Annotated in this window: 21 protein-coding genes; 11 read left to right on the top strand and 10 right to left on the bottom strand. The window is 61.0% G+C overall.

All coding sequences use genetic code 11. The annotated features are described in order from the left end of the window. Positions 1-160: 160 nt before the first annotated feature. Both NF78_RS26410 and NF78_RS26405 read right to left on the bottom strand, forming a co-directional pair. On the bottom strand, positions 161-571 hold the full coding sequence (locus NF78_RS26410; protein WP_035994327.1) for a glycosyltransferase family 9 protein: 411 nt from the start codon (positions 569-571) through the stop codon (positions 161-163). Then, the gene (locus NF78_RS26405) at positions 561-1,634 is read right to left on the bottom strand and encodes a glycosyltransferase family 9 protein (RefSeq protein ID WP_052051042.1); all 1,074 of its coding nucleotides are present in this window, start codon (positions 1,632-1,634) and stop codon (positions 561-563) included. The genes NF78_RS26410 and NF78_RS26405 overlap by 11 nt, the downstream gene beginning before the upstream one ends. Positions 1,635-1,941: 307 nt before the next feature. On the opposite strand from NF78_RS26405, the gene NF78_RS26400 reads away from it, so the two are divergent. Continuing rightward, complete coding sequence (locus NF78_RS26400) at positions 1,942-3,132, top strand: PucR family transcriptional regulator (protein ID WP_035994324.1); 1,191 nt, start codon at positions 1,942-1,944, stop codon at positions 3,130-3,132. Here NF78_RS26400 and NF78_RS26395 read toward each other — a convergent pair. After that, positions 3,041-4,084 (bottom strand): DMT family transporter, encoded by a 1,044-nt coding sequence (locus NF78_RS26395; RefSeq protein ID WP_156119991.1) that lies wholly within the window; start codon positions 4,082-4,084, stop codon positions 3,041-3,043. The genes NF78_RS26400 and NF78_RS26395 overlap by 92 nt on opposite strands. A 262-nt stretch (positions 4,085-4,346) precedes the next feature. On the opposite strand from NF78_RS26395, the gene NF78_RS26390 reads away from it, so the two are divergent. Further along, positions 4,347-4,805: a TspO/MBR family protein gene (locus NF78_RS26390; RefSeq protein ID WP_035994322.1), complete on the top strand. Its 459-nt coding sequence runs from the start codon at positions 4,347-4,349 to the stop codon at positions 4,803-4,805. A 22-nt stretch (positions 4,806-4,827) separates the two neighbouring features. Further along, positions 4,828-5,877 carry a glutathione S-transferase family protein gene (locus NF78_RS26385; protein WP_318655518.1) on the top strand — a complete coding sequence of 350 codons (1,050 nt, stop codon included), beginning with the start codon at positions 4,828-4,830 and terminating at the stop codon, positions 5,875-5,877. Here NF78_RS26385 and NF78_RS32040 read toward each other — a convergent pair. The 5 genes from NF78_RS32040 to NF78_RS26370 form a co-directional block, all read right to left on the bottom strand. Further along, positions 5,864-6,004, bottom strand: coding sequence for a hypothetical protein (locus NF78_RS32040; protein WP_197065008.1), 141 nt, complete (start codon positions 6,002-6,004; stop codon positions 5,864-5,866). The two genes, NF78_RS26385 and NF78_RS32040, sit on opposite strands and share 14 nt — an antisense overlap. A gap of 5 nt (positions 6,005-6,009) precedes the next feature. After that, complete coding sequence (locus tag NF78_RS26380) at positions 6,010-6,963, bottom strand: isoaspartyl peptidase/L-asparaginase (RefSeq protein ID WP_035994320.1); 954 nt, start codon at positions 6,961-6,963, stop codon at positions 6,010-6,012. Between the two features lie 79 nt (positions 6,964-7,042). After that, positions 7,043-7,183: a DUF2256 domain-containing protein gene (locus tag NF78_RS30120; protein WP_072016281.1), complete on the bottom strand. Its 141-nt coding sequence runs from the start codon at positions 7,181-7,183 to the stop codon at positions 7,043-7,045. After that, entirely contained in the window at positions 7,184-7,888 is a 705-nt protein-coding gene (locus tag NF78_RS26375; protein WP_035994318.1) for a GUN4 domain-containing protein, read from the bottom strand. A 228-nt stretch (positions 7,889-8,116) separates the two neighbouring features. Further along, entirely contained in the window at positions 8,117-8,758 is a 642-nt protein-coding gene (locus NF78_RS26370; protein WP_035994316.1) for a response regulator transcription factor, read from the bottom strand. Positions 8,759-9,024: 266 nt separating this feature from the next. Between NF78_RS26370 and NF78_RS26365 the strand changes: the two genes are divergently transcribed. Continuing rightward, positions 9,025-10,452 carry an NADP-dependent isocitrate dehydrogenase gene (locus NF78_RS26365; protein WP_035994313.1) on the top strand — a complete coding sequence of 476 codons (1,428 nt, stop codon included), beginning with the start codon at positions 9,025-9,027 and terminating at the stop codon, positions 10,450-10,452. A gap of 81 nt (positions 10,453-10,533) precedes the next feature. Here NF78_RS26365 and NF78_RS26360 read toward each other — a convergent pair whose 3' ends face one another. Next, entirely contained in the window at positions 10,534-11,415 is an 882-nt protein-coding gene (locus NF78_RS26360; RefSeq protein ID WP_035994311.1) for a hypothetical protein, read from the bottom strand. A gap of 128 nt (positions 11,416-11,543) precedes the next feature. Between NF78_RS26360 and rpsB the strand changes: the two genes are divergently transcribed. The 5 genes from rpsB to NF78_RS26335 all read left to right on the top strand — a co-directional run bounded on the left by rpsB (position 11,544) and on the right by NF78_RS26335 (position 18,095). Further along, positions 11,544-12,323, top strand: coding sequence for a 30S ribosomal protein S2 (gene rpsB / locus NF78_RS26355; protein ID WP_035994309.1), 780 nt, complete (start codon positions 11,544-11,546; stop codon positions 12,321-12,323). Between the two features lie 215 nt (positions 12,324-12,538). After that, entirely contained in the window at positions 12,539-13,282 is a 744-nt protein-coding gene (gene tsf / locus NF78_RS26350) for a translation elongation factor Ts (protein WP_035994307.1), read from the top strand. 94 nt (positions 13,283-13,376) lie between these two features. Continuing rightward, positions 13,377-14,543 (top strand): hypothetical protein, encoded by a 1,167-nt coding sequence (locus NF78_RS26345; RefSeq protein WP_035994292.1) that lies wholly within the window; start codon positions 13,377-13,379, stop codon positions 14,541-14,543. 14 nt (positions 14,544-14,557) lie between these two features. Further along, the gene (recG, locus tag NF78_RS26340; protein WP_035994290.1) at positions 14,558-17,092 is read left to right on the top strand and encodes an ATP-dependent DNA helicase RecG; all 2,535 of its coding nucleotides are present in this window, start codon (positions 14,558-14,560) and stop codon (positions 17,090-17,092) included. A 184-nt stretch (positions 17,093-17,276) separates the two neighbouring features. Further along, positions 17,277-18,095, top strand: a complete 819-nt coding sequence (locus NF78_RS26335; RefSeq protein WP_035994287.1) for a sulfite exporter TauE/SafE family protein — start codon at positions 17,277-17,279, stop codon at positions 18,093-18,095. 45 nt (positions 18,096-18,140) lie between these two features. On the opposite strand, the gene NF78_RS26330 is transcribed toward NF78_RS26335, so the two are convergent. Further along, a complete protein-coding gene (locus NF78_RS26330; RefSeq protein WP_035994285.1) occupies positions 18,141-18,962 on the bottom strand; it encodes a carbonic anhydrase in 822 nt (273 codons plus the stop codon). A gap of 193 nt (positions 18,963-19,155) precedes the next feature. On the opposite strand from NF78_RS26330, the gene NF78_RS26325 reads away from it, so the two are divergent. Beyond that, positions 19,156-19,578 (top strand): hypothetical protein, encoded by a 423-nt coding sequence (locus NF78_RS26325; RefSeq protein WP_035994282.1) that lies wholly within the window; start codon positions 19,156-19,158, stop codon positions 19,576-19,578. 71 nt (positions 19,579-19,649) lie between these two features. After that, a complete protein-coding gene (locus tag NF78_RS26320) occupies positions 19,650-20,570 on the top strand; it encodes a hypothetical protein (protein WP_052051038.1) in 921 nt (306 codons plus the stop codon). Positions 20,571-20,659: the final 89 nt, after the last annotated feature.

Raw genomic sequence — 20,659 nt, 5'->3', positions numbered from 1 at the left:
TGGGTAGGGGGTGGATGGGTAGGGGGTGGATGGGTAGGGGGGTGGAGTGAGCAGTTGTGCGAAGGGGTGGGATCGATAGGAGTAGTTCAGAGAGCTTTTGGTTAAGACTCATCCACCCATCCACCCATCTACCCATCCACCCATCCACCCATCCACTCCCTCACTCCCCCACTCCCCCACTCCCCCACTCCCTCAACAGGTCGAGCAAATGCCCACAATCCCCATCCCCCGGCGGGGGTGAGCAGTGGCTGAGCACTTGGCCGCCGAATTCGTGGGATTGGCCGATGCGGATGGGGATACCGGCCAGGTAGCAGAGGTAGCCGAGGGTGTAGGGCGACTGGCCGGGGGCGGTGAGAATGACGGCGGCGTCGAACTGCTGGTGGCGCAGCCAGGCGATCGCCTGCTGCCAATCCACCGGGTCACCCGTTTGGGAGTGCAGCAGCCAGGCGGTCTGGGCGGGGTTGACGACGGTCAGATGGGCTTGGGGACAGAGACCCTGTAGCTCGGCCAGGGACTGGGACTGGGTGAAGACGAGAACTCGCTGGAGGTCAGCGCTGGTTTTAATGGCCATAGCAAGCCTCGACTAAGGAATCGGGGCGCGAGGGGGTAGAGCGGAGCGAGTAGAGCAAATCCTGGGCATGAACCAGCACCTGGGCTGGGGTTTCCGAGGCGGCCTGCCGACTGTCAACGCGGCGGTGACAGGTTTGGTCTTGAGGAGCCCAGCGCTGTATGTCAGAATCGCTAAACACCACCACGCTGGGGGTTTGCAGCGCCGCCCCCAGGTGGGAAATGCCGGTGTCGTTACAGACCAGCAGGGCGGCGTGGCGCAGCAGCACCGCCAGGGAACCCAGGCAGGTGCGGCCGGCCAGGTTAACGGGCAGGGGCGTGCCGGGCTGGTTGATGGCCGCCGCGATCGGGGTGGTGAGATAGCGTTCGGCGGCGGTGCCGGTGAGCACAATGCGATGCCCCTGGCTGGCCAACCGCTGGGCCACCTCAATGAACCCATCGATCGACCAGCGGCGTGACTCGATGCTGGCCCCCGGATGCAGGCAGACATACTGCCCAGGCACCAGGGAGTGCGCCTCCAGCAGCCGTAGCCCAGCCCGGTACTCCACTTCAGTGATGGGAAAATCAAGGGCTTGACTGACCTCGGGGAGCCCCAGAAACAGCATCAGATCTAGCAGGCGATCGACTTCCGAGCCCCGCTGGGGATAGGGCAAAAAGTAGTTCGGATCGGGGCAGTACTGCCCCGGCAGGTAAAACCCGGCCTGGTAGCGCCCTCCCAACAGCATAAGAAAGGGGTTGATGTAACTGCCGCTGCCGTGGATTTGCAGAGTCAGGTCGTAGCGCTGGGCCTGGACCCGCTGGCAAAATTCCACGGTGGCCTGGGGTCCCTGCCAGCCTTCGGGAATGCCGGGAGCCCCAGGAAAGGGCAACCAGTCGTCGATTAGCTCGGGAAACCGCTGCCCAAACCACTCGGTGCCCGGCAGTCCCAACCAGGTGATGGTGGCCTGGGGGTAGGCCTGCCGCAGCGATCGCAGGGCCGGAACGCTACACAGCAGGTCTCCCAGGCCCGGCAGTGCCCGCACCACTAAAATTCGCGCGATCGCGGGTATCGGAAGGCGGCTGGCCATAGCCGAATGCCCTACTAATAACTACAGAAGTCATGCTAGGTAGTTTTCCAGATAACTTCATTGGACATTTGACAAGATATTTTGCTGATTTGTTGATCCTGTTTGTACATTTTGCACAGTCAAATTTTTTGGTATTTTTTATCTTTTGAGGGATACTTCTTTTGGTCAAATAGAACTCCTTCTTTTGGTAGGTGTCAAAAATAATTGGAGCTACGACTCTAGATCGTTAAAGGCAGCTAAAAGTCTTTACATTTGTTGATAGCTTCGAAAAAAGCCTTGTCTGCAATACCTACAGTCTGCTTTCGCCGTGACCCAATCCTTCGATCAAATCGCTGAAGTCGTAGCCAAACAGATGTCTTCGTTGCTACAAACCGCCGTTCTGATCAGCAATGCAGATGAAACCATAGTGGCCAGTCAGAGGGGCGACAACGGTCTTGTCTCAACCGAAAGAGTCGCTAAAAATGAGAGCAATGGTAACGGTGCTGGCGGCTATTTAAAGCTTCCCTTTCACGTCTACGATCAGGTGGGAGTAGTTTGTATTGAGCAGTGGGTCGATGGCGAAAAGCTATCACCAAAACTGGCTCAGGCCTGTATTGACTTGATGATTAGTCAAATTGTCTATCCCACCCCTCCCACCCAGCAGATCTTCAAAAATCAGGTTATTTATAATCTTTTGCAGGGGCAATTCAAAGACGAGTCGGTTGCGCTACAGCAGGCTGCGCTGCTCGGCATAGACTTTGCGCCTCCCAGGGCGGTCATTTTGATTGACGCGACAGAGGCCATTTTTTCGAGTAGCTATGGTGGCGAAGGCTCAAGCTATGACCAGCAGCGCTGTGCTCAGGCCATCATTGCCAGCACGGTGACCTTTTTCAACCTGCCCGATGACACCATCTGTGCCGACCTCGGCGGCGGGCAGTTTGCGGTGCTGAAGGCCAGCGACACCAAAAACCTTCGACCCTGGGCCACCCACAGCACTACCCCAACTGATGAACTCAGCTCTTCCTGGACCAACCTGGAGGCCCTCAAGCGCGCCGCGAGGGCGCTGCTAGAGCAGTTGCGCGAAGCCACGGGGACGGCGGTGAGCATTGGCATTGGCCGTTATCATCCCGGTATTTTGGGGGTGTCGCGGTCGTATCAGGATGCGCGAGTGGCGCTGCGGCTGGGCCGACAGTTTAGCGGTCAAGCCCGGGTCTACTGTCTCGATGACTTGGGCATGGCCGCCTTTGCCTGCGTGGCCGATGAGCGCACCAAAGTAGACCTGGCGCTGCATTTGCTCAGTCCCCTGGACAATGAGCCTGACTTGATCAACACGCTGAAGGTCTTTTTCGCAGCGGATTGTGCCCTCTCCTCTGCGGCCAAACAGCTCTGCATCCACCGCAATACGCTGACCTACCGCCTGGAAAAAATCACGTCCCTGACCGGCCTTGATCCCCGTCGCTTTGACGAAGCGGTGCAGATTCGCCTGGCGCTACTGCTGCAAGAGTTTCAGGGGTTTTAACCTGGGCATTGTTCTGACGAACCTGGTCCTGACTCAGCATTAGAATGCTGACAATCACCAGCAAAATGCCAAAAATTTGTCGTCCCTGGAGGTTTTCTTGCAGCACCAGCCAGGCAATGGTGACGGTAAACACGGGGTTGCTGACCGCCACTATCGACATCGAAGCGGCGCGCACCAGGTGAATGCCGATGTTGTAGCACAGCTGTCCCAGGAGGGTTAACCCGGCGGTAACCAGGCTGAGCAGCCACAGCACCTGCCACTGGCCGGGCGGCACCTCGACCTGGACCAGCAGCAAGCTCAGGGTTGAGAGCACAGCCATTACGCCAAAGTTGATCAGCGTGTAGGGCACCGGGTGAATTTGGCGAAAGCAGATTTGGGCCTGAATGCCCTGAATAGCGTAGGCCACGCTAGCCCCCAGGGCACTGCCGACCCCCAGCCAAACCGCCCCCTCGCCGGTGCCAACAAAGCTAGGCACCACCAACACGCTGCCGAGCAGCACCCCCACCGTTACCCCTAGGCGCAGGCGGCTGGGGCGGTTGCCAAACACCTTCCAGGCCAGCATGCCCGTGATCACGGGGTGCATGAAAAACAGCACGGTGGCCACACCGGCCGGGATGCTGGCGATCGCCACGAACAGCAGCGCCATGGCCAAATACAGAAAGCTGCTGCCGATTAACGCCAGCCTGAGCGTGGGGCGGTGCTGAGGCTGGAGCAACTGCCTTAGCGCATGGGACGTATCTGGGTACAGCCGGTACGAAAGGGCCGCCACCGCCGGTAGGATGAGCACCGTCCGCATCTGCAGGACCAGCAACGAGTTGGCCAGCGAGGGTGGGATGAACCCGCCCCAGCTGCCCTGCCCCAGGACAACACTTTCAGAAAAAATAACCCGGACCACCACGTTCTGCAACGCCAGACAAAGTGACCCAACAATAACGATTAAAAATCCCTGCACAGCCTGCTCCTGGACGAGTCACCATAACCAGAATAGTCAACCCCTGGCCGGTAAAGCCGCTTCTCTGGGGCGTGTCATCAAACCTGGTCAAACGCCTGGCGGTGTCGTCGCTGCCCAGGTTGCCAGTCGATGGCGCACCTTGGAGGACGTTGCGCCTGCCCCCGCCCCACCAATTTTGGGCGGTTCTTTAAGTTGTGTCATGGGTAAGATGTCGCGGTGGCCCTGGTCTGGTTTAGTTGAGTCAGACCCTGGGAGGTGCCTGATGATTCCAGCCTGGTTGGTGATTGCGTTGGTGGGGGTTGCGATCGCATCTGCGTCCAGCCTGCTCAGTTCCCGCGACATTAAGTGGTTTAAGCAGCAGCGTCGGCCCGACTGGCTGACCTTTGAGTTTGCTATTCCAGCGGTATGGACGGTGGTCTTCATCTGCGGCGGTTGGTCGGCCTACATTGTCTGGACCCAAACCCAGAGCTGGTGGTTGATGGCGGGGTACGTGCTGCTGGAGCTGCTGATTGTTAGCTACACCCCGGTGATGTGCAAACTGCAGAGTTTGCGCGTGGGTACGGCGATCGGAGCCGCAGGGTTTGTGTTCGGGCTGCTGCTGGCCTGGCCGGTGGCGCAGGTGGACACAACCGCATTGCTGCTGCTGCTCCCCTACCTGCTGTGGAGCCCGGTGGGCACGCTAATCACCTGGCAGATGATGCAGCTCAACCCAGGGCAGTAGGGGACCTCCCTAGCCATACCCGATGAAATTGACTGTCCAGACGTTCCCTATTGCGAACGTTTTCTATAGTGAAGACATCCCCTACAGCCAAAACGCTATGGCCGGTCTGCCTCCGGGTTTGCTAATTCGCAGTGCCAAGCTGGTCTGGACCACCCTGTGGCAGACCATGATGGGGCAGATGGCCCCCAGCAGCAAAGCAGGCGACTACCAGCGACCCGAGAGCGCGTTTCGCCAGTGGATCAAGCCCGAGGGTGCCTATCCCCCGGCACCCAATCGCTACCGGCTGATCGTGGGCATGGGCTGCCCCTGGGCGCACCGAACCCTGGTGACCAGGGCGCTGAAGGGTCTAGACGACGCGATCTCGATCCTCACGGTCAACCCTTCCCCCGACGAGGGCTGCTGGGTGTTTGACACTCCCTTTCGCGGCTGCCGCACCCTGCCGGAGCTGTACCGCCAGGCCAAACCCGGCTACAAGGGGCGAGCGACAGTGCCGGTGCTGTGGGATAGCCAGACGGCTACCATCGTCAACAACGAGAGCGCCGACATCATCGTGATCTTGAATGAAGCGTTTGACGAGTGGGCCGCTCGGTCCGAGGTTGACCTCTACCCAGATGCCTTAAAAACTGAGATTGATACCTGGAACGATCGCACCTACCAGGCCGTGAACAATGGCGTCTACCGCTGCGGCTTTGCCCAGAGTCAGGCCGCCTACGATCGCGCCGTTGCCGAGCTATTTGACGCGCTGGATGCGATCGATCAAACCCTGGCCCAGCACCTCTACCTCTGCGGCGACACCGTCACCCTGGCGGATGTGCGGCTGTTTACCACGCTGTTTCGCTTCGACGCGGTCTACTACAGCCTGTTTAAGTGCAACCGCCGCCGCATCCAGGACTACGCCCACCTCGGCCCCTATCTGCGGCGGCTGTACCAGCTGCCGGGGGTGACCCAAACCTGCGACCTTGAGGCGGTCAAGCGCGACTACTACGGCAACCTGTTCCCGCTCAACCCCGGTGGCATCATTCCCGCTGGGCCAGATCTAGCCTACCTGAAGGCAGCAATCACTGCGAAATAAACCCTGTCGCCAGCAGGGGCAGCAGAATCAGCACGCTCAAAATCACCATCAGGGTGGGCACGTCGATGTTGAGCACGTTTTTCTCTGAGGCCGAGGGTTTGCGGTTGGGCGAGTTGGGGTCAGTCATAGCGGTTACACCACTCCGGTTAATGTGCCTGAGTTTAGCTCCAGAGTATCACCCACAACCTCGCCCGTGTGGTAGGCCGCGATCAGCACCTCGCTGGTTTTGCCCCAGGCGATTTCTCCTCGCTGACTGAGGGCGATCGCGCCAAAGTCTCGCCCATGCTCCGTCGCCTCCGCAAAGGATTTCTCCAATGCCGTTGCCATGGCCATACCGTCGGTCACTCGCACCACAATGCGGGCCGCCAGGCACTCATCGATAATGTCTTCGCCAATGCCGGTGCAGCTCACCGCCGCAACGCTATTGGCGTAATTGCCCGCCACGGTGGCCGAGTCGCTCACCCGGCCCAGCCGCTCCAGCCCTTTGCCCCCGGTGGAGGTGCCCGCCGCCAGGTGCCCGTTCGTATCCAGCACCACCACCCCAATGGTGCCCCGCCGACTCTCTGAACCCGCCGGCACCTCCACGGCCTCGGCCACCACCCCGGCCATGGTGCTTTGAAAGTTGTTGGCCCGCTCTGCCATCCACTCCTTCAGGCGCAGGTCGGTGATCGGGTCGAAGGGGGGCAGGCCCATCTCCCGCGCCAGTTCCGCTGCGCCCAGATCAGACAGCACGCGATCGGGGAAGGGTTGCAAGTAAGCCGCCAGGTCGATCGGGTGCCGCACCCGCGACACATTGATAATGCCGCTAAACCGCTGGGCCTCTCCGTCCATCAGCCCCGCACTCATCCGCACCTGGCCGTCGGACTGCAGCACCGACCCGTAGCCCGCATTGTACTGGGGCGAATCCTCCATCAGCTGACAGCCCAGCACCACACAGTCACGGGCGCTGGCCCCGGCGGCGGCCTTGCTGTAGACCTGCATGACGATGCTGTGCAGGTCCTCTCGCAGCGCCACCAGCCGATCCTTGTGGCCGTGGGAGCTACCGGCTCCCCCGTGGATAATCACCTTGGGTAACGCCTGGGTCATGGTGGTTCCCTAAGAATTCTTTTTAATCTTAAGGGGTCGATCGCGGTGGAACTGTAGCGTGAGCGATCGCACCATCAGTCTAGCGGCGGCGGCGGCAGCGATCGCTACAGTACTTCACCTCGTCCCAGCAGTCGGCCCACTTTTTGCGCCAGGTGAAGGGGCGCTGGCAGACGGGACAGATTTTAGTCGGCAGGTCGGCCTTGGCGCGTTGTTTGGGCACCTACCCCTCCACAGTCCAGGCCGGGTGCGCCAGCAGCGAGGCCATCATCCGCACGCCCCGCAGCTGGTTCGACAGCGGTAAATGGCCATCGGGAGCGCTCAGGTCCCACACAAAGCCGCTGGGATAACGGGTCCAAATGTTGTCGTCTTTCCAGGCCAGCCTGGGCCAGAGCTTGTCCCAGTTTTGGCCCAGGCTGAGCCAGATGCGGCGCTGCACCGAAAAGCCAAACTTGCCCTCGGAGTAGGTCAGCCAGAGGCGATCGATGGTCTGCAGATCGACCGCCGGGAACTGCTCCACCTCCGTGAAATACACCCACTTGCGCTTCACCGCCGTGGGTCCGGCCAGTTCGCACAGCTTCGTCAGCGTCAGGCGATCGGCCTGCTCAAACGCCTGGGCTACCAGCAAATCTTGCAGCGGTTTGTAGTCAATGTCCATGGCCGACGGCATGGCCAGCCGCCCCTGGGGCCAGTACTGGGCCAGCAGCCCGCCCAGCGTCTCCGGCTCCGTCGCGTAGAGCACCTGAACGATTTTCCCGTCCAGCGTCGTCGCTGGCTGGTCTTTGCGCTCTACCAGCGTCCGGGTCAGGACTTCAATTCCCCCCTGCCCCAGAGCCAGCAGCTCGTGTACTGCCGAAAGCTGCTGCTTGGGCGAATCGGCCTGCAACCGATCGCGCAAATCCGCCAGTGTGTCACTGTCCGAAACCATAGATACCGCATGAGACTGCCCTGTTTTCATCATAGGGCTTGTTGGGTAGCGGGGTGAAGTGGATGGGGGATGAGGGGATGAGGGGATGAGGGGATGAGGGGATGAGGGGATGAGGGGATGAGGGAGTTGCATTTACCCATCTAACCGCCTACCCATCTACCCATCTACCCATCTACCCATCTACCCATCTACCCATCTACCCGCCCACCCATCCACCCGCCTACCCATCTATCCCCGCTCCGACTCCTCCGGCATCCGATAGCCGTGCTCGAAGGCGAAGCGCACGATCTGGGAGCGATTCTCCAGGTTGAGCTTGGTCAGCATGTTGCTGAGGTGGGTCTGCACCGTGCGGGGGCTGAGAAAGAGATGTTCGCCGATCTGCTTGTTGGTGTAGCCCTGCACCACCTGCCAGAAGACGCGCTCCTCGGCGGGGGTGAGGGGGAGGGGAGCGGGCTGGGCGGTGGCCTGTTCGACCATGCGTTCCAGAGCGCTGTGGAAGCGCTGGGATCGCGCGATCGCTCCTTTGACTTTGGCGATCAGCTCCTGGGCGGAGAATGGCTTGACCAGGTAGTCGTCGGCGCCCAGCAGGTGGCCCTGCACCCGATTGGTCAACTCGCCCAGGCTGGAGAGAAAGATGAAGGGGACCATTTCGCCTTCGGGGCGCGATCGCAGTCGGTGGCAAAACTCAAACCCGGTCATCCCCGGCATCATCACATCCGAGACGACGACATCGGCGGTTTGAGTCCTCAGCAGCTCCAGCGCCTCTTCCCCCGAGGCGGCGTTCACGACTGCAAAGCCCTGTTCCTGCAGTCGCCGGGTCAGGGCCAGCTGCATTGCCGTATCATCGTCAACAACTAGAACAGTGCTCATGGATCCAGAACTCCAAGGTACACGCGATAGCAACAGTAGACTGGGCCTAGACAACCCTTACGAGAGCGGCTCCCCCAGGGGCGTCACGGCAACCCCAGACCAGAGCATCGCCATTGGCGGCCCACCGACCACCGTTTGGCGCGGCCCCCAAACCTGCCCCGATGGGGAGCCGCAAGACCCAGATCTAAATCGTTGTTAAACGAGCAAAATTGTGGGTTAAAGCGCATTAGACTATGGGATGTTTTGTCGTTTGCGGGCATTTAGCGATGTACGAACGGATCACTCCCCCGACGGTAGGCGAACGGATCACCTTCAAAGATGGCGAACCTGTCGTACCCGATACGCCTATCATTCCCTACATCCGTGGCGATGGAACGGGGGTAGATATTTGGCCGGCAGCTCAGCGGGTGTTCGATGCGGCGGTGGCGGCGGCCTACGGGGGCCAGCGCGAGATCGTCTGGTTTAAGGTCTACGCCGGCGACGAAGCCTGCGAGCAGTACGGCACCTACCAGTACCTGCCCGAGGACACCCTCAAGGCGATTCAGGAATTTGGCGTCGCCATCAAAGGCCCACTGACAACGCCCGTGGGCGGCGGCATTCGCTCGCTGAACGTGGCTCTCAGGCAGATCAACGACCTCTACGCCTGCGTGCGCCCCTGCAAGTACTACGCCGGTACCCCCTCGCCCCACCGCAGCCCCGAAAAGCTCGACGTCATTATTTATAGAGAAAATACCGAAGACATCTACCTGGGCATTGAGTGGAAGCAGGGCGACCCCACCTGCGACCAGCTGATCAAAATTCTCAATACCGAGCTGATCCCCGGTACCCCGGAGCACGGCAAAAAGCAGATTCCCCTGGATTCGGGCATCGGCATCAAGCCGATCAGCAAGACCGGCAGCCAGCGGCTGGTGCGCCGAGCCATGAAGCACGCCCTGCGCCTGCCCAAGGACAAGCAGCAGGTCACCCTGGTGCACAAGGGCAACATCATGAAGTACACCGAGGGGGCCTTCCGCGACTGGGGTTACGAGCTGGCCACCAGCGAGTTCCGCGACGAGTGCGTTACCGAGCGCGAGTCCTGGGTGCTGGGGAATAAGGAGGCCAACCCCGATATCTCTACCGAAGACAACGCCCGCCAGATCGAGCCCGGCTACGACGCCCTGACGGCAGAAAAAAAAGCGGCCATCTGCGCCGAAGTGGAGGGCATTCTGGCCACCATCTGGGACAGCCACGGCAACGGCCAGTGGAAGGACAAGGTGATGGTCAACGATCGCATCGCCGACAGCATCTTCCAGCAGATTCAGACCCGGCCCGACGAGTACTCGATTCTGGCCACCATGAACCTGAACGGGGATTACCTGTCCGATGCGGCGGCGGCGATCGTCGGCGGCCTGGGCATGGGCCCCGGAGCCAACATCGGCGACACCTGCGCCATTTTTGAGGCCACCCACGGCACCGCCCCCAAGCACGCCGGGCTAGACCGCATTAACCCCGGCTCGGTGATTCTCTCTGGGGTGATGATGCTGGAGTATATGGGCTGGCAAGAGGCGGCGGATCTGATCAAAAAGGGCATGGGGGCGGCGATCGCCTCCCGCGAAGTTACCTATGACCTGGCCCGGATGATGGAGCCGCCGGTCAACCCGCCCCTGAAGTGCTCGGAGTTTGCCGAGGCGATCATCCGTCACTTCGACGATTAGAGGGGGTACGGTCAGCGGTATACGGTTGGCGGTATACGGTTGAAGGCAAGGCCCTGCACCGCTGACCGCTGACCTTGAACCTTAAACCTTCTCCACCACCACCACCAATCCCGCCCCTAGCGCCTCCGCCAACGTGCCCACCAGTCGGTACAGCGCCACCGCGCTGAGCACAACGCCAGCGGAGAGCATGTCCTGTAGCAGGGTGACGGCGATCGCCTCAAACACTCCCAGTCCCCCCGGCGCGCCAGGGATCACCAGCCCCGCCAGCCAGGCCAGGCTAAACAGGCTCACCACCGGCAGCCAGAGGGGTACCGGCAGGGGGCTGACGGCGCTGATCACCAGGGCAAACCCGACCCCCTTGAGCAGCACAAAGCCCAGTTCCCCCAGCAGGGGTTTCAGGGGGTAGCGGTGCAGGGCGGCGGGGGGCAGCGGTTCGTCGCGATCTGACTTAGCCTTGGCCTGCCCCAGGCGGTTCATCACCGGGTTGAGCCAGCGGGGATGAACCGCCCCCAGCGCCAGCGCCAGCCCGGCAATCTGTGCCGGCCAGTAGCGCGTTGGGCTGGCCAGCCCCAGCAGCAGGGCCGCATTGGCCATCAGCAAGGGTTCCAGCACTACCCCCACAATCGCAGGTCCCTGAGCAATCCCGAGATCCCCCAGGGCTCGCACCCGGCCAAAGAAGTGCCAGACATTGCCGGGCAGATACTTCAGCAGGTTGGTTTTGAGGTAGACAGGCGTGCTCCAGGTGCCTTTCACCGGCTGCTGCAGCGCCTGCAAAATCCAGCTCCACACCCAGCCCGCCCAACCGTGGGCCAGCAGGCTGACCCCCAGCGCCAGCCCCAGCCAGCCCAGACCCCGAGGCCGCAGCCGCATCGCCGCGACCTCCGCCCAGTGGTTGACCAGGGTGTGCCCTAGAAAGGCGATCGCCGCCGCAACGATCAGCCAGCGCAGGTAACGTTTCAGCAAAGCTACAACCAGGCTCCCACTGTGATACCCTAGTAAAGTTGTCAAAATCGCACATTCGAATTTTCGGGTCTTTCCCTCCGGGAAAGCACGTTCGAATGGAGGATTAACCCGAAAGGAGTCAAAACAAAATGCCCGTTATTACTCTACCCGAGCTACTCGAGTCCGGGGTTCACTTTGGCCACCAGACTCGCCGCTGGAACCCAAAGATGGACCAGTACATCTTCACCGCCCGCAACGGGGTCCACATCATTGATCTGGTGCAGACCGCCAAACTGATGGAGGAGGCCTACGCCTTTGTCCGCAGCGCCGCCGAGCAGGGCCAGAAGTTTTTGTTTATTGGTACCAAGCGCCAGGCAGCGGGCATTGTGGCCCAGGAGTCTAGCCGCTGCGGTTCCCACTACGTCAACCAGCGCTGGCTGGGCGGCATGCTCACCAACTGGGAGACGATCAAGTCCCGCGCCAACCGCCTCAAAGAGCTGGAGCGGATGGAAGAAACTGGAGCCATCGACCTGCGCCCTAAAAAAGAAGCCGCCGTGCTGCGCCGCGAACTGGAGAAGCTCCAGAAGTACCTGGGCGGAATCAAAACCATGCGCAAGGTGCCCGATGTCGCCATCATTGTCGACATCAAGCGGGAGTATAACGCCGTGTCCGAGTGCCACAAGCTCGGCATTCCCATCATTTCGCTGTTGGACACCAACTGTGACCCCGATCTGGTGGATGTGCCCATCCCCGGCAACGACGACGCCATTCGCTCGATCAAGCTGATTCTCGGCAAGCTGGCCGACGCCATTTACGAGGGGTCCCACGGGGCCAAGGCCAGCGGCGATGATGATGACTACGATTACGACGGGGCCGAGGACGACGAGTACGGCTATGATGCTCCCGCCGCCGACGGCGACGACGAGTAACTGTTGCCCTGGGCACTATGCCTTAAAAAAGGCCTGGTGCTTAGTTTAGACGGCCCCAGGCCATACCTGATCCCCGACCTGGGGGTTCGGGATTAGCCTGGGGCGCTCCGCCGAAAGCGACCCCATGGGTTTAAGCTGAACTAAGGCTTTCCCCGTTGGCTATCTTCAGTTGTTTGTATTGAGTTCGACGACAGCGCGTTAGGACGTAAATTACCATGGCAGAAATTTCTGCAAAGCTCGTTAAAGACCTGCGCGACAAGACCGGCGCAGGCATGATGGACTGTAAAAAGGCCCTCAAAGAGAACGACGGCGACATTGAAAAAGCCATTGAGTGGCTCCGCCAAAAAGGCATTGCCTCCGCCTCCAAAAAAGAGGGCCGGGTGGCCGCGGAGGGGCTGGTAGATAGCTACATTCACACCGGCGGACGGGTTGGTGTGCTGGTGGAGATTAACTGCGAAACCGACTTTGTGGCCCGCCGCGACGAATTTAAGACCCTGGTGCGCGATGTGGCCATGCAGATTGCTGCCTGCCCCAACGTGGAGTATGTGCGGGTCAGCGACATCCCCGCCGACGTGGCTGAGAAAGAGAAAGCGATTGAGATGGGCCGCGACGACATCGCCAACAAGCCCGCCGCTATGCAGGAAAAGATCGTCGAAGGGCGGATTCAGAAGCGGCTGAAGGAGCTTTCCCTGATGGATCAGCCCTTCATCAAAGACCAGAACATTTCGGTGGAAGAGCTGATCAAGCAGGCGATTTCGAAGCTGGGTGAAAACATTCAGGTGCGCCGCTTCTCGCGCTTTGTGCTGGGTGAGGGCATCGAGAAGGAAGAGACCAACTTTGCCGATGAAGTGGCGGCCCAGACCGGCATGAAGAAGGAAGCTGCACCGGAGCCTGCCCCTGCGCCAGCCGCGGCGGCGGAACCGGCTAAGGAGTCTGCGAAAAAGAAGAAGAAAAAGTAGGCAAAGCCCTCGGGGGCTAGGAAACGGGGGTGCTCTTGGTGCGCCCCCGTTTTTATATATCCCTATAATTCAGGTATGACATGGGCAGAAGGGCATGGTAAGGCCGGTTGAGATTATTCGCAAAGACCTGAACGCGCTGGAGGCGGCCACCGCTACCCTGGCGGCCGAGTTTAGCGAGATCTATGCCACCTACCTGACGGTGCTGGGTCAGGCCATGCGGCGGCAGGTGATTATGGCGACCTACCACCTCTGTACCCAGGTGTATCCTGAGGAGTTTTTGGTGCTTTCGGTCAGCGATCGCGGTCGGCTGCAGCAGGCGATGCAGACCCTGGGTCGCAAAGGTCAGGGCTGGCTGCAACAGCTGCTGGAACCCAATTCAGCGGATCCTAAGGTCGATCTGACGCAGCGCCTTAACTCGGCTGATCTGGATCGCCTCGAAACGGCTCTAGCATCGCTGGTGCCGTCCCCGAAGCCGGAGGAGGGCAGGGAGGACTCCCCCGATGAGGGGACAGGGCCAGCGGATGATGCAGAGCAGGGGGCAGAGAGCGAGACGATCGCCGCGGACTTGGCCCCAGAGCCACTCTCCGCCCCCGGTGAAGATGGTGAGCCGGAAGCCCCAGGGACTACCCCCGGCATCGACCCCAAAGCGCTGGTGCAGTCTGTGATCATGGCGGCGATGGCCAACGAGGTGGAGGAGAGCTTCAGCGATCGCCCCTTTACCGGCGACCCACTGACCCCCACCCTGGTGGCTAAGCACCACCTGATGCTGGAGCAGATGATTCGGGTCGTGCTGGAGCGGGTATCCAAAAAGGCGAACAACGTGCTGCGTAAGGCTGGGGTCATTCCCGACCTGCCGGAGTCGGTGCTGGAGGTGGCTTCCGATGCCGATGCGGCGGTGGCGAAGGGCCGGGCGGTGCCCAATGTGCTCAACGTGCTGGTGGCGATGGCGGGGGATGTGGCGACGGAACTTGACCGTCCCGAGTCGGACGGCGAGGATGCCCAGGTAGAAATTGCAGACCTGTCTGAGGAGGACGAGGAAGCCTTAGAAGGCACGATGACCCACCTGGCGGCGATTAACTTGCGCCTGGGCGATATTGAGTTTGGCGATGTACAGTCGGCCCTCTGGCGCAGCAAGTTGCGAACAGCGGTGGGGCGGCTGCGGAAGTTGGGCAAGCAGTACCAGCGGGCCGAGCGCGAACTGGCGATCGCCCAGGCGGAGCAAGCCTGGCGATCCGTCTGGTACGACGACGCGTCCCGCTAGGGCCGGGGGAACCTATGACAGAGCCACAGTCCTCTCCGGTTGACTGGGTGCGGCTTCAGCGGGCGCTCTCGGTGGAGGCCGAAACGGGTTTTAACAACCTGGTGGGCAAGCAACAGACCTTTAGCGAGTTTTTGCGCGATAGTCTGCAGCAGCCCCCGACGGTGCTCCCAGGCGACCAGCGGCAGTCGTGGCAAATCCTGGCCCAGAAGTATGAGGGCTATGGTGATCTCAGCTTTGCCCAGCGGCAGCACCTGGTGGCCGAAACCCGCCGCTTTTTGCACGGGACCCAGCGACTGCTGGAAAAATTTGCCGAGACCAAAGCCCTCCGCACCCGCGAGAGCAGCTCCCCCGACCCAGAAAAAGCGGCCCCCGCCAAAGCTACCCGGTCGTCTAAGGCCCCCAAAACGACCCCCCCGGTCGAGACCGCTGGCTCTGGTGGGGGCCGCTTTGGGCTGGATCAGCCGGTCACCTACCTGAAGGGGATTGGGCCCAAAAACAGCGATCGCCTCGCCAAGCTGGGCCTGCTCACCGTGGAGGATGTGCTCTACTACTACCCCCGCGACCACATTAACTACGCCCAGCAGGTCAAAATTCGCGACCTGGAGCCGGGGGAAACCGTCACCATTGTCGGCACCGTCAAGCGGGTCAACTGTTTTACCAGCCCTCGCAACAAAAAACTCACCATCTTTGAGCTGCAGCTCTCCGACGGCAGCGGCACCCTGAAGCTCAACCGCTTCTACCCCGGCAACCGCTACGCCACCCCCAGCTGGCAGCAGCAGCAAAAGCGCCAGTACCCCCAGGGGGCGATTGTGGCCGGCTCGGGTCTGGTCAAGGCCGGTAAGTTTGGCCTCACCCTGGAGGATCCTCACCTGGAGGTGCTGGATAGTCTGGGCGATCGCATTGAGTCCCTCACCATTGGCCGTATGGTGCCAGTGTACTCGCTCACCGAAGGGGTGCCCGCGGATCTCGTTCGCAAGGCGGTGGCGGCCTCCCTACCGGCGGTGCCGGAACTTCAGGACCCCCTGCCGGTGGATGTGCGTCAGCGCTACGAGCTAATTGGGTTGGGGAATGCGATCGCCCAGATTCACTTTCCCGACGACGAAGACCACCTGGCCCAGGCCCGCCGCCGCCTGATCTTCGACGAATTTCTCTACCTCCAGCTGGGTCTGCTGCGCCGCCGCCAGCAGCAGCAGGCCCAGCAGACCGCCATCACCCTGGCCCCCACCGGAGAGCTGATCGATCGCTTTTACGGCATTATTCCCTTCGACCTGACGGGGGCTCAGCGGCGGGTGGTCAACGATATTCTCTCCGACCTGCAAAAGCCCGTGCCCATGAACCGCCTGGTGCAGGGGGACGTGGGGTCGGGCAAAACCGTGGTCGCCGTGGTGGCGATCCTGGCCGCCATTCAGTCGGGCTACCAGGCCGCCCTGATGGCTCCCACCGAGGTGCTGGCCGAGCAGCACTACCGCAAGCTGGTGGAGTGGTTTAACCAGCTATACCTGCCGGTGGAACTGCTCACCGGCTCCACCCGCGCCGCCAAGCGCCGCCAGATGCTGGGCGAGCTGGCCACCGCCGAACTCAAAGTGCTGGTCGGCACCCACGCCCTGATCGAAGACCCGGTCCAGTTTCGCGACCTGGGCCTGGTGGTGATCGACGAGCAGCATCGCTTCGGCGTGCAGCAGCGGGCGCGGCTGATGCAGAAGGGGGCCAACCCCCATGTTCTCACCCTCACCGCTACCCCCATTCCCCGCACCCTGTCGCTGACCATGCACGGCGATCTCGACGTCAGCCAGATCGACGAGCTGCCGCCCGGACGTAAGGCCATTCAGACCACGCTACTGACCAGCAAAGAGCGCCCCCACGCCTACGACCTGATCCGGCGCGAGATCGCCCAGGGTCGCCAGGTCTACGTGGTGCTGCCCCTGGTGGAAGAGTCCGAAAAGCTGGACCTCAAATCTGCCGTTGAGGAGCATCAGCGGCTGGCGGAGGTGATCTTTCCTGAGTTCACCGTAGGCTTGCTCCACGGTCGCATGTCTTCGGCAGAGAAGGATGCGGCGATCACCGCTTTTCGCCAGCAGGAGGCGCACATTCTGGTTTCGACAACGGTGGTGGAAGTGGGGGTCGATGTGCCCAATGCTTCGGTCATGCTGATCGAGCACGCCGAGCGGTTTGGCCTCTCCCAGTTGCACCAGCTCCGGGGCCGGGTGGGGCGCGGGGCGGCCCAATCCTTCTGCCTGCTGCTCAGCGGCAGCCGCAGCGAAACCGCCTTGCAGCGGCTCAAGGTGCTGGAGCAGTCCCAGGATGGCTTTTTTATCGCCGAAATGGATCTGCGGTTTCGCGGCCCTGGGGAGGTGCTGGGCACCCGCCAGTCGGGTCTGCCGGACTTTGCCCTAGCCAGCCTGATCGATGACCAGGACGTGCTGATGGTGGCCCGCCAAGCTGCCGAAGCGTTGCTGAAGGAAGACCCGGAGCTGACCCGCTGGCCCCGGCTGGCCCGGGAACTTCAGCGCCGCTACGAAAAGCTGATGGGCGGGGCGATTATGACCTAGGGCGGGATGTATGAAACCACCTCCCTGGTTCGCGATCATTGCTGAACTCAGCGTCTAAAGGCACAGCGCCGCGTATGCTTGAAGGCTAGGCGGTCTCGACGCTGCGGCTGATTGGGCTCAAGCAGCCCTATCGCCAAAACGCCTGGCCCATCACTCTTACTCACCTACCTTCATCCTCCATCCCATGAGCGACATTCTCATCCTCTCCCTCGTCGGCATAGCGGCAGGCATCCTGGGCGGCATTCTCGGTATTGGCGGCGGTACGATCATGGTGCCGGTGATGGTAGCCCTGGGGTTGCCGGGGGTGGAGGCGGTGGGCACCAGTACCCTGGCCATTCTGGTGATTTCTCTAGTGGGCAGCCTGCAAAATTGGCGCATGGGCTTCCTCAAGCTGAAAAACCTGCTGCTGTTGGGGCTGCCAGCGGTACTGACGGCCTTTGTGGGCACGCGGTTGGCAACGGCGTTTCCAGAGTACGTGTTGCTGGCGGTGTTTGGCCTGTTTTTGCTGCTGAATATCTACCTGGTCAACCTGAAGAAGCAGATCGTAGCCCGGGCCAAGCAGCGGGAAGTCTTGGCCCAGCAAGGGTTGGGCCAAGACACGCCTCCCGCCAAGGAGATTGACCCGGTGCTGGCCCGCACGGGTATCGGCGGGGTAGCGGGATTTTTGGCGGGGTTATTTGGGGTAGGCGGCGGCGTGGTGATGGTGCCGCTGCAAATTTTGCTGCTGCACGAAGATATTAAAACGGCGATCCAGACCAGCCTGGGGGCGATCGTGATTACGGGGCTGTCGGCCTTTACCTGGCACAGCCTGGCGGGCAATGTGCAGACGTTGACGGGGGTGATTCTGGGCCTGGGGGGTGTGGTAGGCGTGCAGCTCGGCACCCGCGCCCTGCCGCGCCTGCCCGATCGCATCGTCACCTTTCTGTTTTGCCTGCTGCTGGCGCTGCTGTCGGTCTATTTCTTTTACAAAGCCTGGGGCAGCTACCTGGGCACGGCTCCGTAGCCTACAGAACCCCGCCGCCATCCCCCGCTTACCCACGCACAGGCCCTAAGCCTCAGCCCGTCCGTAGATGCGGGCGGCCTGCTCAGGGCTAAGGCGGTTGGCACCGGGCCAGTGGGGCTGCACTGGCTCGGAAAATGTGGGCAGCGCTACGGCGGGGGCACCGGCACCGGGCTTGTGGCTGTTGTCAACGCTGAGGGAGAGGCCGCCGGGTTTGAGGCTTTTAGCCTGCTCCAGGTCAGCGTAAATTTTGCTGTGGGGCGGGACAAAGGTGCGGGTTTCTTCGTCGTAGGCCAGCAGTTGGGCGCTTTCGATTTCGTAGATCCAGCCGTGGATGGCCAGGTCGCCGGTGTGCAGCTTCGATCGCACCGAGGGGTAGGTTTGCAGATTGTCGATCTGGGTGAGCACGTTCTGGGCCACCAGCAGGTTGAGCTTTTCTTTTTTGTCCAGGTGGCTGTAGTGGTCTTCCACCAGCTTGCGAGTGGCTTCGGTGTGATGCAGCCAATGGTAAACCAGGGGCATTTTTTCCTCCAGTTCACCAATCTGCAATAGCCCCTTCATGGCCCCGCACTGGGTGTGCCCGCAGACAATCACCTGGCGAATGTCCAGCGCCTCCATGGCGTACTCGATGGTGGCCCCTTCGCCGCCGTTGGTGGCCTCGTAGGGAGGAATGATATTGCCCGCGTTGCGAATAATGAACAGATCGCCGATCTCGGCCTGGGTGATAATGGTGGGGTCCACCCGCGAGTCGGAGCAGCCAATAAACAAAACCCTCGGATGCTGCCCCTTGGCCAACTGCCGAATCAGCTCCTGGCGATCGGGAAGGTAGTTTTCCTGAAACTCACGCAGACCTTGCAGCAGCTTTTCCATGGGGCAACCAAGCAGTGGGATAGAGCAGGCGCAGATCATGTCTGCCCCCGCATCTATTGTTATCCCATATCTATGGCTATGGCACGGCAAAGATTTACTTATTACAGCAATCACCCCTGCTTTTGAGCGCCTCCGGCCCCGCCCCAAATCCCACCTTCGGCGCAATAATGGGCGTAACGTTCCCAACTCAACCATGCGCAATCCCTTTTCGCGGCTGAAATCTTTGCCCTGGGTTATTTTGCTCCAGGTAGCCCTGGCGGCGGTGGCGATCGCCACCCTGGCTGACCTGCTGCTGGCCCAGGCGCTGGCCCTGCTGCTGGCCAACGTCGGTAGTGGCCTGATGCCCCTGCTGCGGCTGGTGTTTATGGTGCTGCCCATTGCCGCCGGATTTGCGATCGGGTTCCTCGCCCTAACCGTTTTGGAACGCTGGTTCAACCGACAGGTCTATATCGACACGGGGGTGCTGTGGGCGCTGGTGCCCTGCATCGCCCTGGTACTTTTTATTAAAGGATTCTTACCCATCCCCGCTGCCCTGGTGACGATGTCTTACCCCCTGATTGTGGGGGTACTGCTGGGCATTTTCGTGATAGGCAAACGCTACTGGCGGCGCTGGTAGCGCCAGAATCGACCGGGGCAACCTGAGCCAACAGCGTAATAAGTAATGTGCTTGAAATTCCGGAACCGTTGATGAAAACCATTCTGAAAAGCCTGTTAATCGGTAGCCTGGTTAGCCTGGGGCTGCCCGCCCTGGCCGATAACCCTCGCATAGAGGTGGACTACGAAACTGGAGCCCTGGACAACCGAGCGATCGCACAGGGCCCGGTTCGCGTCGTGGCCAGCTACACCCCCATCGACTACAGGGCCGAGGAGGTGGGCAACAACCTGAACTACCAGCTTTTCTACAACAACGAACTTAAGCTGACGGTCACGGAGACCGCCGCCATGTTCGCAGGCATTGACCTGATGGATCTCGATAGCGACGGCTTCCCTGAGGTGGTTGTGCAAACCTTTACCGGCGGGGCCCACTGCTGTATGGCTTACACCACCTACACCTGGCAGGACGGGCAGTTTAACCCCATCTACTTCGCCTACCTCGACGGTGGCGGCGGTCAGTTTCTCGACCTCAACGGCGACGGATTGATGGAGTTTGTCACCCTCGACAACAGCTTTTTCTACAGCTTTAGCTCCTATGCTGGGTCGTACCCGCCCAGCGTTATCCTCACCTATCAGAACGGTGAGTACCGCGACACCACGCCCCAGTTCACCGACTACCTCCAGGATGTCAGTTCGGACATGCGCTTCACGGCAGAGGATCCGGATCTGGCGGGTGGAGGCTTTCAAAATGGCATTCTGGCCAGCTATGTGGCCCAGCAGATTCGCCTGGGCCAGTACCGAGAGGCCTGGCAGTACATGCTGGCCCACTACAATCGCGACGACGAGTGGGGGCTGCAAGTCTACGATGACAGCGGCGAGGTGGTGAGCCAATACCCGGACTTTCCCACCGCGCTTTACGCCTTTTTGCAAGACCTAGGCTATCTCGACGCCAGCGGTAGGCCCCAGCCCCAGGTCGATCGCTCCCCTGTGGTTCCCGATCGCGACCAGTTCTAGTTTGAGGTATGCCCAAGCCGCCTGGTTTACCCCCAGTTGGGTTGAGAAAGCATCGTTTGCCCCGATGTTAGGGATGTCCTAACCCAAGG

Source organism: Leptolyngbya sp. KIOST-1 (assembly GCF_000763385.1).
Lineage (GTDB): Bacteria > Cyanobacteriota > Cyanobacteriia > Phormidesmidales > Phormidesmidaceae > Nodosilinea.
The sequence above is the reverse complement of the archived record's forward strand: the minus strand, read 5'-3'. Positions and strand labels throughout refer to the sequence as shown.